This window comes from Rhizobacter sp. (assembly GCF_032229685.1).
GTDB lineage: Bacteria > Pseudomonadota > Gammaproteobacteria > Burkholderiales > Burkholderiaceae_C > LMDS01.
Window position 1 is genome coordinate 20,363 of the sequence record NZ_JAVTWP010000043.1, and the last position, 15,087, is coordinate 35,449.

Consider the following 15,087-nt stretch of genomic DNA (forward strand, 5'->3'; position numbering starts at 1 on the left):
AGGCGCGGGTTCGAAGGCGCTAGAGTGAAGGCCTGCATTTTAGACGGGGACGCCGATGCGCAGTTTCAAGGTGGGGGCAGGGCGGTTGCGATGGGCCGCTCTGGGGCTTGTGGCGCTGCTGGCGGCGTGCGACCCGCAGCGCATTTCCGAGCTCGAAGAAGGTGTGGCGACCGAGGCCGACGTGCGCGCCCGTTTCGGTGAACCCGCGGCGGTCTACACCGAAGCCGATGGCGCGCGCACCTTCGACTACCCGCGCCAGCCGGCAGGCCAGGTGAACTACATGATCACGATCGGCGCCGACGGCAAGATGAGCGCACTGCGCCAGGTGCTCAAGCCGGCGAACTTCGCGAAGGTGCTGCCCGGTCTCGACAAGGCCCAGGTGCGGCGCCTGCTCGGCCAGCCGGCCAAGGTGCAGAGCTACGCGCTCAAGCAGGAAGAAATCTGGGACTGGCGTTTTGCCGACGGCCAGGAGAACAAGGTGTTTTCCGCGACTTTCGATGCCGGCGGCAAGGTGGTGGCCAGCGCGACGACGCTCGACGCGCGCGACACCGGCCAGGCCGGCCGCTAGAGCTCAGGCCTCGACCCGACGCAGGTTCAGCCCGTCTTTCAGGAAGTTGTTGGGCTCGCCCAGCAGCCAGCGCGCCAGGTCGTCGAGCCGGGCATTGCCGACCTCGAAAGCCGGGAATTCGACGTTCACCGTTTCAAAACCGTCGAGGTTGACCAGCTCGAAGCGGATCCGGCCGGTGTCGTGGTCGGGCGTGATGTGCACGCTGGCGTTGAAGTCGCAGATGATTTCGTAGCGCATCTCCGTCAGCTTGCCCGTTTCCGGGTTCTTGATGGCTTCGTTGCGCATCGGCGCGCCGCTGCGGCGCAGGCGTGATTCGAGCAGCTCGATGTCGTTGATGAAGTTCTTCGTGAGCGAAATGCGCTGGTTGCTCTTCAGCACATAGCGGAACACCACGTGGTCGAAGACTTCTTCGCCGCGCAGGCGCTTGCGCCGCGAATCGGCCCTGAAATCGACCAGCTTGAGCTTGTCGACCGCGTGGCGCTTGTCGATCCAGTAGGTGACCTTCGAGGTCGGCTTGAGAACGTTGAGCTGCTGAACCAGCGAGTTCAGGTACTTGAACGCGGTGTTGCAGGCAGCGTCGGCCAATGCGGCGTTGCGCTTCAACGCGCCCACGTCGGTGGTTTCTGCCGCTTTGGCGGCGTCGGCCTGGCGTTTGAGGTCGTCTAGAAATCCCACGGTTGCTGCTGCCTCTTGATCGAACTCGACCGAAGCCAAAAGCATATCGCACGCACTTGGCTCACGTCACCAAAAATCGAACACATCCTGTCACGAACACTGGCTTCGTGAGACATGACGCAGCTTGCGGCGGCCCGCCTGACGCTGGCAACCGGGCCGCCGATCAGCGCAGGCTGCGCCCGAGCTGGCGCTCCAGGGTGTGCAAGGGCGAACTGTCGGGCTGTTGCAGCCGGGAGGTGTCGAGGTAGAAGGTCTGTTCCATCATGTGTTGCCCGCCCATCGCGGCGTGCAAGACCTGATCGCTGTAGACGACCCAGGTCGTGCCGGGTGCGAAGCTCACGTCGGCCTGCGGGCCGTTGCGCTGGAACTCGGCATCGGCCTTGGCGCGGTCGTGCAACTGCAGCATCACGTGGTCGTACTCGGTGCGGCGGCGCTTGGTGATGCCGGTCTTCTCCATGAGCCATGCCGAACCCGGCAGCGGCTTCGAGATCTTCGGAAGGTAACGCCGCGCATGGTCGTCGAAGGCTTCGCCGACCCGCCACCGGCGCGCCTCGCCGTTCGGGTTGACGTTGCAGAACACCCGCAGCAGCCGCGTGCCGTGCATCGGGTTCGACGGAAAGGCGTCCACGTGCAGGCGCGTATCGTCCTTGCGCCAGCTGGTTTCGCGGCCGGCCACGTTGACCGGGCGGAACGAGGTGTTGCCACGAACGAGGTGGCCGCGGTAGTGCGGGAACAGGCGCAGCGCGAGGGCTTCACTCTGCTCGGCGTACCGCACGATCATGGCCTTCAGCGCTGCCAGCTCGGCGCCGTTGCCGACGGCGCCGCGCATCTCGCCGCCGGGCCAGCGCACCGAGATGTTCTTGGCCTTGCCGTCGGCCCAGCGCGGGTCGCGGAACTTCAGCTCGGATTCGAGCAGCTCGAACGGAAGGTAGGGAAAGCGCAGCACCTGGCCGGCTTCGACAACCGCCTCGACGCCACGCGTCGGGCCGTCGTCGGCCCAGGTCCGATCAGGAAACTCGCGAACGATGTCGATGGCCATGGGCAGGTTTTCGGGTCAGGCAGCCGGGTGCAACACGGTGCCGAGGTCGACGAGCAGTGGTCGGAGGGCGAGTGTCAGCAGCAGCAGCGCCAGGGGCACGGTCGTGATGTACCCGGCCAGTTGAAAGCCGAGTGCGCCCGTCACGCCACCGACGAAGAAGAGGCCGATCAGCAGCGACTGGTTGCGCATTCGCGCGCGGCTGGCGCGCACCTTGCCCACCCCGGCGCGGCGATTGACGTACACCAGCTTGCCCAGCTCGATCCCCAGGTCGGTGACGAGGCCGGTCACGTGGGTGGTCCGAATCTCCGCGTGCGAGATCTTGCTGATGACAGCGTTCTGCAAGCCCATCATGAAACACAGCAGCAGCACGGTGACCGGCACCAGCAGCGCGGTTTGCAGGCCGAGGCTCGCACCGAGCAGCCCGAACACCAGCAGGAGCAGCGCCTCCAGAAGCAAGGGCAGCGAATAGGCGCTGCGCAGGCTGCGCCGCATGCCCCAGTTCACGAGGATGGCCGTGGTCATGGCGCCGCCGACAAAAAAGAGCAAGGCGGCCAGCGCAGCGAGCACCAGCGAGGCGTGCCCCAGCACGATGTTGTCGGCCATCGCCGACACCACGCCGGTCATGTGCGAGGTGTATTGCCCGACCGCGAGAAAACCGCCGGCGTTGGTGGCGCCGGCCACGAAGGCGAGCACCGCGCCGAGCCGCAGGTTGCTCTGCGGTGTGCGCTGCACGTCGGTCCAGCCGCGAACGATGGGCAGCATGCGGCGACGGTCGTCTCAACGCACCCGCAGGCCGGGCGTGGCCCCTGGCCAGGGTTCGAGGATGTACAGGCCCGGTTCGGCCTTCTCGTCGGCGTGCGATGCGGCCAGCACCATGCCTTCGCTGAGGCCGAACTTCATCTTGCGCGGCGCGAGGTTGGCCACCATCACCGTGAACTTGCCGATCAGCTGGTCGGGTTGGTAGGCCGACTGGATGCCGCTGAAGACATTGCGGGTCTTGCCTTCGCCCACATCGAGCGTCAGCTGCAGTAGCTTGCTGGAGCCTTCGACAAGCGCGCAGTCGACGATCTTCGCGATGCGCAGGTCGACCTTCGCAAAATCGTCGATCTTGATTTCGGGCGCGAGCGCTTCGCCGCCGGGGTGGGGCACTTCCACGACGGCGGGTTCGAGCAGCGCGTCGAGCTGCTTGGCGTCGACCCGCTGCATCAGGTGTTTGTACTCGCCGATCGTGTGCGCGCCGAGCGCACGCGATGCGTCGGCGAAGTTCATCGGCGCGACCTTCAGGAAGGTTTCGACCTGCGCCGCCAGCGCCGGCAGCACCGGCTTCAGGTAGATCGTGAGCAGCCGGAAGGCCTCGATGCAGACCGAGCACACGTCGTGCAGAACGGCGTCGCTGCCTTCTTTCTTGGCCAGCTCCCAGGGCTTGTTCTGGTCGACGTATTCGTTCACGCGGTCGGCCAGCAGCATCACCTCACGCAGCGCCTTGCCGAACTCGCGCTCTTCGTACAGTTCTTCGATCGTGCCGCGGTGGGCGCGCAGCGCGTCGAGCAGCGTGCGGCCTTCGACGCCGAGATCGGCCGAGAGCTTGCCGCCGAAACGCTTGGCGAGGAAGCCGGCCGCGCGGCTCGCGATGTTGATGTACTTGCCGACCAGGTCGCTGTTGACCCGCGCCAGAAAATCGTCGGGGTTGAAGTCGATGTCTTCGACCTTCGCGTTCAGCTTGGCGGCGATGTAGTAGCGCATCCACTCGGCGTTCAGGCCGAGCTCGAGGTACTTGAGCGGCGAGATGCCGGTGCCGCGGCTCTTGCTCATCTTTTCGCCACTGAGCTGCAGGAACCCGTGCACGAAGATGTGGTTGGGCACCTTGCGCCCGCTGAAGTGCAGCATCGCCGGCCAGAACAGCGTGTGGAAGGTGATGATGTCCTTGCCGATGAAGTGGATCTGCTCCACCTCCGGGTCGGCCATGAAGGCGTCGAAGTCGATGCCGTTCTTGCCGAAGTGGTTCTTCAGCGAGGCGAGGTAACCCACCGGTGCGTCGAGCCACACGTAGAAGTACTTGCCCGGCGCGTCGGGAATCTCGATGCCGAAGTAGGGCGCGTCGCGGCTGATGTCCCAGTCGTTCAGGCCGACGTGGCCCAGCTCGTCGGTGGCGAACCATTCCTTGATCTTGTTCAGCACTTCCGGCTGCAGCCGGCCGGGTGTCGCGGTCCATTCCTTCAGGAACTCGACGCAGCGCTCCGACGAGAGCTGAAAGAAGTAGTGGTCGCTGCTCTTCAGCACCGGCGTGGCACCGGTGAGCGTGGAGTACGGGTTCTTCAGATCAGTCGGCGCGTAGACGGCGCCGCAGTTCTCGCAGTTGTCGCCGTACTGGTCGGGCGTGCCGCACTTCGGGCACGTGCCCTTGATGTAGCGGTCGGGCAGGAACATGCCCTTCACCGGGTCGTAGAACTGCTCGATGTTGCGTTCGGCGATCAGGCCCTGCTTGCGCAGCGCGCGGTAGATGTCTTGCGCAAGTTCGTGGTTCTCGGGCCCGTCGGTCGAGTGCCAGTTGTCGAATCCGATGTGAAAGCCCTCGAGGTACTGCCTGCGCCCGGCTGCGATGCCGGCCACGAATGCCTGAGGCGACTGGCCCGCTTTCTCGGCCGCGATCATGATCGGCGCGCCGTGCGCGTCGTCGGCACACACGAAGTGCACCTCGTTGCCCTTCAAACGCTGGAAGCGCACCCAGATGTCGGCCTGGATGTATTCCATCATGTGGCCGATGTGGAACGGCGCGTTGGCGTAGGGCAGGGCGGTGGTGACGAAGAGCTTGCGGGTCATGGCCCGATTCTAGGAGGCGCGGCACGCGCCTTCACCAATTGCGGATCTCGGGGTTCTGATACGTGTAGTGGTTCGGCACCGCGATGTTCGAATACGAGAACGAGAGGCTCATGTCGAGCGCCGTCACCTGGTGCCACCAGCCGAGCGGCAGGTACACCGTTTCGCCGGGCTCGACGATCACCTCGAGCACCTTCACGTCGCGGAACAGCGGGTAGCGGTCGAAGTCAGGCTGGTCGAGGTCGATCGGGCTGAACACGCCGTTGTGGTTGTACAGGCGCGGTGTCTGCAGCGGAGAGATGAAACGCCAGCGCTTGCGCCCGACCACTTGCGTGTGGAACAGCATCACGGTGTCGTGGTGCAACGGCGTGTTGGTGCCGGCCGGGCCGAACCAGAATGACGACAGGCGCGGCAGCTCGGCGCGGTCGCAGAAGTCGGGCAGGCTGCCGATGTCGGCGAGCAGCGGCGCGAAGTCGGGGCTGCGCAAGGCTTCGTTGTTGGCCGTGAGGTAGTAGTCGTTGGTGGCGCCGCCGCTCACGACCTGGTCCACAAAGTCGGCCAGGCGCACCTTGCGCCGGTGCGCCAGCTTGTTCTCTTCGTAGTTCGGGTCGGCGCTGCGTTCGGCCTGGATCTCAACAATGAGGTGGCCGAAGCGCGTTTTCAGGTCTTGCGGCGACCAGCGTTTCATCGCCGGCCAGTCGCGCGTGAGGCCGGTCAGCACCAGCGGGCGGCTGCCGATCACGTGGCGGGTGATGAATTCAGAGCGTGTGATGCGCGGGCGCTTTTCGACGCGGCCGTACTCGGGCGCCATCTCCCACAGCTTTTGCTGGTTCGTGAGCACCGACTCGAGCTTGCGCTGCAGCTGCTGCATCTTGCGCGCGGCCAGGAAGGCGGGCTCGGTTTCCATGCGCCGGATCGCCGGCTCGCACGCGGCCGGGTCGAGCCCGGCGTTCACCATCGTGACCAGCATCGACTCGGGCGTGCAGTTGCGCAAACGGTTCTCGGCGATCCACTGTTGCCAGCCGGCGTCGAGTGGCTTGAACGCGACTTCGCCGAGGGCGCGAGGGCGCGGAGCGGGGGGAATGGTCTTGTTGCTCATGGTGTTGAAACTGATTTTCTCACCACCGTTCACTTCGGCCCCTTCGCCGGGCGGGGCAGGCGGTTCCGGCTAGACTTCCGCGCCTTTCACTCCGCCGTGCGCACCGCCATGTCCCTCAGCGAGCCCTCGATCACCGCCGCGATCCAGACCGTGATCGACCCGAACACGGGCAAGGACTTCGTCTCGACCCGGCAGCTGAAGAACCTGCGCATCGACGGCGGCGACGTGGCCTTCGACATCGAACTCGGCTACCCCGCGAAGAGCCAGGTCGCCGCACTGCGCAAGCTGCTGATCGCCGCCGTGCGCACCGTGCCGGGCGTGGCCAATGTCAGCGCGAATCTTGCGACCAAGATCGTGCCGCATGCGGTGCAGCGTGGTGTGCAACTGCTGCCGAAGGTGAAGAACATCGTCGCGGTGGCGTCGGGCAAGGGCGGCGTGGGCAAGAGCACGACCGCTGTGAACCTGGCGCTCGCGCTGGCGGCCGAAGGCGCCACCGTGGGCATTCTCGATGCCGACATCTACGGCCCGAGCCAGCCGATGATGATGGGCATCGAAGGCCGGCCCGAAAGCGAAGACGGCAAGACCATGGAGCCGATGGAAAACTACGGCGTGCAGGTCATGTCGATCGGCTTTCTCGTCGACGCCGACAACCCGATGATCTGGCGCGGCCCGATGGCAACCCAGGCGCTGGAGCAGCTGCTGCGCCAGACCAACTGGGCCGAGCTCGACTACCTGATCGTCGACATGCCGCCCGGCACCGGCGACATCCAGCTCACGCTGAGCCAGCGTGTGCCGCTGACCGGCGCGGTGATCGTGACCACGCCGCAAGACATTGCCCTGCTCGACGCGAAGAAGGGGATCAAGATGTTCGAGAAGGTCGGCGTGCCGATTCTCGGCATCGTCGAGAACATGGCGGTGCACGTGTGCGAGAACTGCGGCCACGTAGAACACATCTTTGGCGAAGAAGGCGGCAAGCGCCTCGCCGAAGACTACAAGATGGACTACCTCGGCGCACTGCCGCTCAACCTGTCGATCCGCGTGCAGGCCGACAACGGCCGGCCGAGCGTGGTGAGCGACCCCGACGGCGAGATCGCCGGGCTGTACAAGTCGGTCGCGCGCCAGGTGGCCGTGAAGATCGCGCAGCGCGCCAAAGACTTTTCGTCGAAGTTCCCGAGCATCTCGATCTCCAAGGACACCTGAAAACCCCGGCGCGTTCGCGCCCGCGCGCGCATAGACTTCGGCCTATGCAAGACGCCGCCTATGCTCCTTCTGCTGCAGTGCGCCCCGCCATCCACGTGGCCGTGGTGATGGAGCGCGAGGCGCAGCCGAACCGCTGGGAAGACTGGCGCTTCAGGCTCGCCGACGTGGTGGCGCACGAAGAAGCCTTCGGCACCGAGCCGCGCGTGTTGCGCGACGACGGCAAGCTGCGCAGCACACTGTTCCCGGCGTTCACGCTCGAGCTCTTCCGCGACGAAGCCGAGGGGTATCACCTCAACCTCAGCTCGGGCGCGCCGGTGTGGTTCGTGGTCTGGCGCACCGACGACGAAGACCCCTCGAAGGCCTGGCCCGAAACCGTGAGCCTGTCGTACACCGAAGCTGGCCGCTGGCTCGACGCGCAGGAGCGAGTCGACAACGTGCCGCTGCAGCACGACGTGGTGGCGTGGTTGCAGGCCTTCACCGACGAACACTACAAGCCCGAGCCGAAGAAACGCCGCCGGCCGCAGTCGTTCATTGCGCCGGAGCACCGCGGCTGATGGGTGATCAGGAAGCGAGCGGGTTCCTGTCGCGCTGGGCACGGCGCAAGGAGCAGGTGCGCTCGGGTGTGGCGGTGCCCGCCGAGCCTGTCGTGGAAGCGCCGGTGGCCCTGGCGCCGGCCCCGGTCGAGTTCGCACCTGCGAGCGTTCCGGCCGTCGAAGACCCGCCGGCCGCCGAAACCGAACCGCTGCCGACGATGGCCGACGTGGCGCTGCTGACGCACGAGTCCGACTACTCGCGTTTCGTCACGCCGGGCATCGACGAAAGCGTCAAGCGCGCGGCGATGAAGAAGCTCTTCACCGACCCGCACTTCAACGTGATGGACGGTCTCGACATCTACATCGACGACTACGGCCAGCCCGACCCGATTCCGCTGTCGATGCTGAAGAAGATGAACCAGTCGAAGGTCTTGCGGCTGTTTGAGAGCGAAGACGACAACGACGACAAAGAGAAGTCGAGCGCCGAGACCGCGCTCATCGAGCCGGCCACCGAGCCGGTCAGCGAACTGAAACCCATCCCCGATGACGACCCTGATCTGCGACTGCAACAAGACGATGCCGCTGGACGGCCCGGGCCTGATCAAGGCGCTCGGGCCTGAGGCCGGCGCCGGGCTGGCGACTGTCCACACCACACTGTGCCGGCGCGAAGCCGGGGCCTTTCAGCGCGCGGCCAAGAGTGGTGAAGACCTGCTCGTGGCCTGCACGCAGGAGAGCCGTCTCTTCCTCGAGCTGAACGCGCAGACCGAAGGTGCGGCCGGGCTGCAAGAGCGGCCGATCCGCTTCGTCAATATTCGAGAAACCGGCGGCTGGTCGAAGGACGCGAAGGCCGCCACGCCGAAGATCGCCGCGCTGATCGCGCTGGCGCAGTTGCCCGATGGTGACCCGGTGCCGACCGTGGGCTACAAGTCGGGTGGGCGCGTGCTCGTCATCGGCGCAGCAGAGCGCGCCTCGCGTGCCGCGCAGATGCTGTCCGACAAGCTCGAGGTGAGCATCCTGCTCCAAGGCGGCGGCACGCTGCCGCAACAGCGGTCGATGGCGGTGCATGCGGGCACCGTCGACAGCATCACCGGCTGGCTCGGCGCCTTCGAGGTGAGCTGGACGCAGGGCAACCCGATCGACCTCGACCTGTGCACACGCTGCAACGCCTGCGTCGAGGCTTGCCCCGAGAGCGCGATCGACTTCAGCTACCAGATCGATCTGGCGAAGTGCAGCGGCCACCGCGACTGCGTGCGGGTCTGCGACGCAGCGGGCGCGATCGACTTCACGCGCGCTGCGCAGCCGGTCAGCGAACACTTCGATCTCGTGCTCGACCTGAACGCCGTGCCCATCGTGGCGCTGCACCAGCCGCCACAGGGCTACTTTCACGCGGCCGACGACGCGGCGCTGCTCGACGCGGTGCTGCAGCTGCGCGAGAGCACCGGCGAGTTCGAGAAGCCCAAGTTCTTCAGCTACAAGCAGAAGCTCTGCGCGCACAGCCGCAACGAGCAGATCGGCTGCACGGCCTGCATCGACGTGTGCTCGGCGCAGGCGATCAGCAGCGACGCGTCGATGAAAGGCCGGCTGGGCGGCACGGTGAAAGCCGGCAAGGGAAAGGGCGACGCCGGCCCCGGCATCGTGGTCGAGCCGCACCTGTGCGTCGGTTGCGGCGCCTGCACCACCGTGTGCCCGAGCGGCGCGATCAGCTACGCCACACCGCGCCTCGACGAACAAGGCAAGCGTGTTCGCACGCTGCTCACGACCTACCGGCGCGCAGGCGGTGCCGATGCGGCGCTGCTCATTCACAGCCAGGGTGCCGGCCTCGACCTGATCAACGAGCTCGGCCGCGCAGCACGCACGCAGACGAGCGTGCGCGGTGTGCCGGCGCGCGTGCTCCCGCTCGACGTGTGGCACACGGCCTCGACCGGCATCGACCTGTGGCTCTCGGCCATCGCTTTCGGCGCGTCGCAGGTCTGGGTGCTGATGACCGACGAAGAAGCGCCCGACTATCGCGCCGCGGTGGCGGCGCAGATGCAGGTCGCGCAGGCGATCCTGGCCGGCATGGGCTTGAAGGGCGAGTACTTCCGCATCGTCCACGCAAAAGACGTGAAGGCGCTCGACACCGCGCTGCAGACCGCGCCGGCCCAAACGGTGAAGTCGGCCGCCACCTTCAGTGTGCAGGCCGACAAGCGCGCCACGCTCGACCTGGCCATCGAACACCTGCTGCAGCACGCGAGCCCGCCGCCGGTGGCGATCGCGTTGCCGGCCGTCGGCAGCCCCTTCGGCAACCTCGTCGTCGATGCCGAGCGCTGCACGATGTGTCTGAGCTGCGTCAGCGCCTGCCCCGAAGCGGCGCTGGCCGACAACCCCGACAAGCCGCAACTGCGCTTCATCGAGAAGAACTGCGTGCAGTGCGGCTTGTGCGCGAGCACCTGCCCCGAAAGCGCGATCACGCTCGAGCCGCGCCTGTGGCTCGCCGACGGGGGCAAGGCGCGCAAGCAGGCGCGGGTACTGAACGAGGTCGAACCTTACCGCTGCGTTCGCTGCGACAAGCCCTTCGGCACGCCGAAGGCCGTCGAGCTGATGGTCGCCAAGCTCGGTGCCCACGCGATGTTCCAGGGCAAGGGCGCCGAGCGCCTGCGCATGTGCAGCGACTGCCGTGTGATCGACATCCACAGCAACCCAGACGAAGTGAGGATCACCGATGTCTGATGTTCCTCTCAACTTCAGCACGCCCGACGACCGCGAGGAACTCGCGCGGGCCGAGGTCTACGGCTTGCTGGCGAGCCTGTATCTCGCGCCACCGTCTGCCGACTTGTACGAACAACTCCGCGTGGCCGTGACCGAAGCGCCTGCGCCCGGGGCTTTTCTCGAAACGAGCTGGTCGGAGCTGGTCGGGGCCACGCGGCGCCTGTCGCTGGCGCAGATCGACGAAGAACACGTGGCCTTGTTCGGCGGCGTCGGCAAGCCCGAGGTCTTTGTCTACGCCTCTTGGTTCATCGCCGGCTCGCTGAATGAAAAGCCGCTGGCCGCGCTGCGCGGCGACCTGGCCGCGCTCGGTCTCGAACGGCCCGATGGCGTGCTCGAGACCGAAGACCACATCGCGAGCCTGTGCGAAGTGATGCGCTACCTGATCGCCGGCGACGACCTGGCGGTGAGCAACCTCGCAGCCCAGCAGCGCTTCTTCGATGCTCACTTGCGCGGCTGGGTGGAGCGTCTGTTCGACACGATCGCGGCGCACCCGCGTGCCGACTTCTACCGCGCCGTCGCCGCTTTCAGCCGCGACTTCTTCGCCGTCGAGGTGCAGGGCTTCGACCTGCTCGAAGCGTGAGGTGCTTGCTTGCACGAAACTGACGCCGCAGTCCGCCGCCCGGCTATCGAGCTACGGACTCACCCTGATGACGCTATGAACTATCGTGCATACATTCGGTGCATCCGCGCGGGCTCGGCTTGGCCGCGGCTGCCTTGGGGCGAGTGCTTTACCTGGAGTCGTAAGCCATGAGTATCAAAGCCAGTGACCAAACCCCCGGCAATGCGCCGAACCCGCTGAAACGCCGCGGCCTGCTGCTCGGCGTGGGCGCCGCAGGTGCCGCGGCGGTGGCGGTCAAGGTGATGCCCGGCGCTGCGCCGGTCGCCACCGCGGCGGTGGCCGCGAAGAAGGTGATCGACCCGGCCGGCGGTTACCAGGTCACGCAGCACGTGCTGCGCTACTACGAAACCACCCGATCCTGACCCCGGGGCACCGGCCGATCCGCCGCTTGCCCCCGCTTCCCATCCGGCCCGCAGGAGAAACCATGCTGCTCACGCGCAAGTCCAGCCACGCGACATCGGTCGCGCCGTCGTCACTCGTCTCCAGCCTCGCCCGCGGCGTGTCGCGCGCCATTCCCACGATGGACCGGCGTGCCTTCCTGCGCCGCTCGGGCCTGGGCGTCGGTGCCGGCCTGGCCGCCTCGCAGCTCACGCTGGTGCAGAAGGCGCAAGCCGCCGACGCGCCGGCCGCCGGCAGCACCAGCAAGGTCGAAGTGAAACGCACGGTCTGCGGCCACTGCTCGGTGGGCTGTGCGGTCGACGCCGTGGTCGAGAACGGCGTGTGGGTGCGCCAGGAACCGGTGTTCGACTCGCCCATCAACCTCGGCGCGCACTGCGCCAAGGGCGCGGCGCTGCGTGAACACGGCCACGGCGAACACCGCCTGCGCTACCCAATGAAGCTCGTGGCCGGCAAGTACCAGCGCATCAGCTGGGACCAGGCGCTGAACGAGATCAGCGCGAAGATGATCGAGCTGAAGAAAGCCAGCGGGCCCGACTCGATCTTCGTCGTCGGCTCCAGCAAGCACAACAACGAGCAGGCCTACCTGCTGCGCAAGTGGATGAGCCTCTGGGGCAGCAACAACTGCGACCACCAGGCGCGCATCTGCCACAGCACCACCGTGGCCGGTGTGGCCAACACGTGGGGGTATGGCGCGATGACCAACTCCTACAACGACATGCGCAACTCCAAGGCCGCGATGTACATCGGCTCGAACGCGGCCGAAGCGCACCCGGTCTCGCTGCTGCACATGCTGCATGCCAAGGAAACCGGCTGCAAGATGATCGTGGTCGACCCACGCTTCACACGCACCGCGGCCAAGGCCGACGACTACGTGCGCATCCGCTCGGGCGGCGACATCCCGTTCGTCTTCGGGCTCGTGTATCACATCTTCAAGAACGGCTGGGAAGACAAGAAGTACATCGCCGACCGCGTCTACGGCATGGAAAAGGTGCGTGACGAGATCATGGCGAAATGGACACCCGACAAGGTGTTCGAAGCCTGCGGTGTCGACGAAGCCACCTGCTACAAGACCGCCAAGACACTCGCCGACAACCGCCCGAGCACGGTGGTGTGGTGCATGGGCCAGACCCAGCACACGACCGGCAACGCGGTCGTCCGCGCTTCGTGCATCCTGCAACTGGCGCTGGGCAACGTGGGCACGAGCGGCGGCGGCACCAACATCTTCCGCGGCCACGACAACGTGCAGGGTGCGACCGACGTCGGCCCGAACCCCGACTCGCTGCCCGGCTACTACGGCCTGGCCGAAGGCTCGTGGAAACACTTCGCGAAAGTGTGGGACGTCGACTTCGAGTGGATCAAGAAGCAGTACGCGCCCGGCATGCTGACCAAGCCCGGCATGACGGTCTCGCGCTGGATCGACGGCGTGCTCGAGAAGAACGAACTGATCGACCAGGAAAGCAACCTGCGCGGCCTGTTCTTCTGGGGCCACGCGCCGAACTCGCAGTCACGCGGGCTCGAGATGAAGAAGGCGATGGACAAGCTCGACCTGCTGGTCGTGATCGACCCGCACCCGTCGGCCACCGCGGCCATGGCCGCGATGCCCAGCAAGGCCGACGAGCTCAACCCGAACCGCGCCACCTACCTGCTGCCGGCCTGCACGCAATTCGAGACCTCGGGTTCGGTGACGGCGTCGAACCGCTCGATCCAATGGCGTGAGAAAGTGATCGAGCCGCTCTGGGAATCGCGCACCGACCACATGATCATGTACCAGCTGGCCGAGAAGCTCGGCTTCGGTAACGAACTGGTCAAGAGCCACAAGCTGGTGGCCGGCAAGGGCGGCATGATGGAGCCCGAAGTCGAGTCACTGCTGAAGGAAATCAACCGCGGCATGTGGACCATCGGCTACACCGGCCAGAGCCCGGAGCGCCTGAAAGCGCACATGCGCAACATGAACGTTTTCGACGTGAAGACGCTGCGCGCCAAGGGCGGTGTCGACAAGGAAACCGGCTACAAGCTCGACGGCGACTACTTCGGCCTGCCCTGGCCGTGTTACGGCAACCCCGAGCTCAAGCACCCGGGCTCGCCGAACCTCTACGACACCTCGAAGCACGTGATGGACGGGGGCGGGAACTTCCGCGCCAACTTCGGCGTGGAACGTGAGGGCGTGAACCTGCTGGCCGAAGACGGCTCGCATTCCAAGGGCGCAGAAATCACGACCGGCTACCCCGAGTTCGACCACCTGCTGCTCAAGAAGCTGGGCTGGTGGAACGACTTGACCGAGGCCGAGAAGAAGGCCGCGGAAGGCAAGAACTGGAAGACCGATCTGTCGGGCGGCATCCAGCGCGTGACGCTCACGCACGGCTGCCACCCGTTCGGCAACGCCAAGGCGCGCGCGGTGGTCTGGAACTTCCCCGACCCGATCCCGCAGCACCGTGAAGCGCTGTATTCGACCCGGCCCGACCTCGTTGCCAAGTACCCGACCCACGACGACAAGAAGGCGTTCTGGCGCCTGCCCACGCTCTACAAGAGCGTGCAAGAGAAGAACAAGGACATCGGCAAGACCTTCCCGCTGATCATGAGCTCGGGCCGGCTGGTCGAGTACGAAGGCGGCGGCGAAGAAACCCGCTCGAACCCTTGGCTGGCCGAACTGCAGCAGGAGATGTTCGTCGAGATCAACCCGGCGACGGCGAACGACCGCGGCATTCGCAACGGCGAAGACGTGTGGGTCACCACACCCACCGGCGCCAAGCTCACGGTGAAGGCCTTGGTCACCGAGCGGGTCGACCGTGAAACGGTCTGGCTGCCGTTCCACTTCTCCGGTCGCTGGCAGGGCGCAGACCTGCAGCAGTACTACCCCGACGGTGCGGCGCCGGTGATTCGTGGCGAGGCCGTCAACACCGCCACGACGTACGGCTACGACAGCGTGACGATGATGCAGGAAACAAAAACCACCGTGTGCCAGGTGCAGCGGGCCACCGCCTGACCACCCCGGGCACACAGGAGAACACCATGGCAAGAATGAAGTTCATCTGCGACGCCGAGCGTTGCATCGAGTGCAACGGCTGCGTCACCGCCTGCAAGGCCGAGCACGACGTGCCCTGGGGCGTGAACCGCCGCCGCGTGGTCACGCTCAACGACGGCGCGGCCGGCGAGAAGAGCATCTCGGTCGCGTGCATGCACTGCTCCGACGCGCCCTGCATGGCCGTGTGCCCGGTCGACTGCTTCTACCGCACCGAAGAAGGCGTGGTGCTGCACGACAAGGACGTCTGCATCGGCTGCGGCTACTGCTCTTACGCCTGCCCCTTCGGGGCGCCGCAGTTCCCGACCAACGGCAGCTTCGGCCTGCGCGGCAAGATGGACAAGTGCACCTTCTGCGCCGGCGGCCCCGAA

The 15,087-nt window shown here is 66.2% G+C and carries 14 protein-coding genes; 9 read left to right on the forward strand and 5 right to left on the reverse strand.

Going from position 1 to position 15,087, the window contains the following annotated elements:
- Positions 1-55 precede the first annotated feature (55 nt).
- Complete coding sequence (locus tag AC30PD_RS21800; RefSeq protein WP_489537799.1) at positions 56-568, forward strand: outer membrane protein assembly factor BamE; 513 nt, start codon at positions 56-58, stop codon at positions 566-568.
- A 3-nt stretch (positions 569-571) separates the two neighbouring features.
- On the opposite strand, the gene AC30PD_RS21805 is transcribed toward AC30PD_RS21800, so the two are convergent.
- The 5 genes from AC30PD_RS21805 to AC30PD_RS21825 all read right to left on the reverse strand — a co-directional run bounded on the left by AC30PD_RS21805 (position 572) and on the right by AC30PD_RS21825 (position 6,198).
- Entirely contained in the window at positions 572-1,243 is a 672-nt protein-coding gene (locus tag AC30PD_RS21805) for a hypothetical protein (protein ID WP_489537800.1), read from the reverse strand.
- Positions 1,244-1,406: 163 nt separating this feature from the next.
- The gene (kdoO, locus tag AC30PD_RS21810; protein ID WP_489537801.1) at positions 1,407-2,282 is read right to left on the reverse strand and encodes a Kdo hydroxylase KdoO; all 876 of its coding nucleotides are present in this window, start codon (positions 2,280-2,282) and stop codon (positions 1,407-1,409) included.
- Positions 2,283-2,297: 15 nt separating this feature from the next.
- On the reverse strand, positions 2,298-3,041 hold the full coding sequence (locus AC30PD_RS21815) for a YoaK family protein (protein ID WP_489537813.1): 744 nt from the start codon (positions 3,039-3,041) through the stop codon (positions 2,298-2,300).
- 18 nt (positions 3,042-3,059) lie between these two features.
- Entirely contained in the window at positions 3,060-5,102 is a 2,043-nt protein-coding gene (metG, locus tag AC30PD_RS21820; protein ID WP_489537802.1) for a methionine--tRNA ligase, read from the reverse strand.
- A gap of 31 nt (positions 5,103-5,133) precedes the next feature.
- Complete coding sequence (locus tag AC30PD_RS21825; RefSeq protein ID WP_489537803.1) at positions 5,134-6,198, reverse strand: cupin-like domain-containing protein; 1,065 nt, start codon at positions 6,196-6,198, stop codon at positions 5,134-5,136.
- A gap of 108 nt (positions 6,199-6,306) precedes the next feature.
- Here AC30PD_RS21825 and apbC point away from each other — a divergent pair, with 108 nt between their 5' ends.
- The 8 genes from apbC to fdh3B all read left to right on the forward strand — a co-directional run.
- On the forward strand, positions 6,307-7,398 hold the full coding sequence (apbC, locus tag AC30PD_RS21830) for an iron-sulfur cluster carrier protein ApbC (protein WP_489537804.1): 1,092 nt from the start codon (positions 6,307-6,309) through the stop codon (positions 7,396-7,398).
- A 44-nt stretch (positions 7,399-7,442) separates the two neighbouring features.
- Positions 7,443-7,952: a DUF3305 domain-containing protein gene (locus tag AC30PD_RS21835; RefSeq protein ID WP_489537805.1), complete on the forward strand. Its 510-nt coding sequence runs from the start codon at positions 7,443-7,445 to the stop codon at positions 7,950-7,952.
- Positions 7,952-8,551 carry a DUF3306 domain-containing protein gene (locus AC30PD_RS21840; protein ID WP_489537806.1) on the forward strand — a complete coding sequence of 200 codons (600 nt, stop codon included), beginning with the start codon at positions 7,952-7,954 and terminating at the stop codon, positions 8,549-8,551. Before AC30PD_RS21835 ends, AC30PD_RS21840 begins: the two co-directional genes overlap by 1 nt.
- Positions 8,475-10,640, forward strand: a complete 2,166-nt coding sequence (locus AC30PD_RS21845) for a 4Fe-4S dicluster domain-containing protein (protein ID WP_489537807.1) — start codon at positions 8,475-8,477, stop codon at positions 10,638-10,640. Before AC30PD_RS21840 ends, AC30PD_RS21845 begins: the two co-directional genes overlap by 77 nt.
- Entirely contained in the window at positions 10,633-11,259 is a 627-nt protein-coding gene (locus tag AC30PD_RS21850) for a TorD/DmsD family molecular chaperone (RefSeq protein ID WP_489537808.1), read from the forward strand. Before AC30PD_RS21845 ends, AC30PD_RS21850 begins: the two co-directional genes overlap by 8 nt.
- Before the next feature lie 167 nt (positions 11,260-11,426).
- Positions 11,427-11,660, forward strand: a complete 234-nt coding sequence (locus AC30PD_RS21855; protein WP_489537809.1) for a formate dehydrogenase — start codon at positions 11,427-11,429, stop codon at positions 11,658-11,660.
- 62 nt (positions 11,661-11,722) lie between these two features.
- Complete coding sequence (locus AC30PD_RS21860) at positions 11,723-14,680, forward strand: formate dehydrogenase subunit alpha (protein ID WP_489537810.1); 2,958 nt, start codon at positions 11,723-11,725, stop codon at positions 14,678-14,680.
- Between the two features lie 26 nt (positions 14,681-14,706).
- On the forward strand, positions 14,707-15,087 hold a 381-nt coding region (fdh3B, locus tag AC30PD_RS21865), incomplete at its 3' end, for a formate dehydrogenase FDH3 subunit beta (RefSeq protein ID WP_489537811.1).

Excerpts from the sequence above, each read along its gene's own strand:
- AC30PD_RS21800 (WP_489537799.1), top strand. The coding sequence starts at position 56 with ATGCGCAGTTTCAAGGTGGGGGCAGGGCGGTTGCGATGGGCCGCTCTG.
- AC30PD_RS21845 (WP_489537807.1), top strand. The coding sequence starts at position 8,475 with ATGACGACCCTGATCTGCGACTGCAACAAGACGATGCCGCTGGACGGC.
- kdoO (WP_489537801.1), bottom strand. The coding sequence starts at position 2,282 with ATGGCCATCGACATCGTTCGCGAGTTTCCTGATCGGACCTGGGCCGAC.
- apbC (WP_489537804.1), top strand. The coding sequence starts at position 6,307 with ATGTCCCTCAGCGAGCCCTCGATCACCGCCGCGATCCAGACCGTGATC.
- AC30PD_RS21850 (WP_489537808.1), top strand. The coding sequence starts at position 10,633 with ATGTCTGATGTTCCTCTCAACTTCAGCACGCCCGACGACCGCGAGGAA.
- metG (WP_489537802.1), bottom strand. The coding sequence starts at position 5,102 with ATGACCCGCAAGCTCTTCGTCACCACCGCCCTGCCCTACGCCAACGCG.
- AC30PD_RS21855 (WP_489537809.1), top strand. The coding sequence starts at position 11,427 with ATGAGTATCAAAGCCAGTGACCAAACCCCCGGCAATGCGCCGAACCCG.
- AC30PD_RS21860 (WP_489537810.1), top strand. The coding sequence starts at position 11,723 with ATGCTGCTCACGCGCAAGTCCAGCCACGCGACATCGGTCGCGCCGTCG.
- AC30PD_RS21835 (WP_489537805.1), top strand. The coding sequence starts at position 7,443 with ATGCAAGACGCCGCCTATGCTCCTTCTGCTGCAGTGCGCCCCGCCATC.
- AC30PD_RS21840 (WP_489537806.1), top strand. The coding sequence starts at position 7,952 with ATGGGTGATCAGGAAGCGAGCGGGTTCCTGTCGCGCTGGGCACGGCGC.
- AC30PD_RS21825 (WP_489537803.1), bottom strand. The coding sequence starts at position 6,198 with ATGAGCAACAAGACCATTCCCCCCGCTCCGCGCCCTCGCGCCCTCGGC.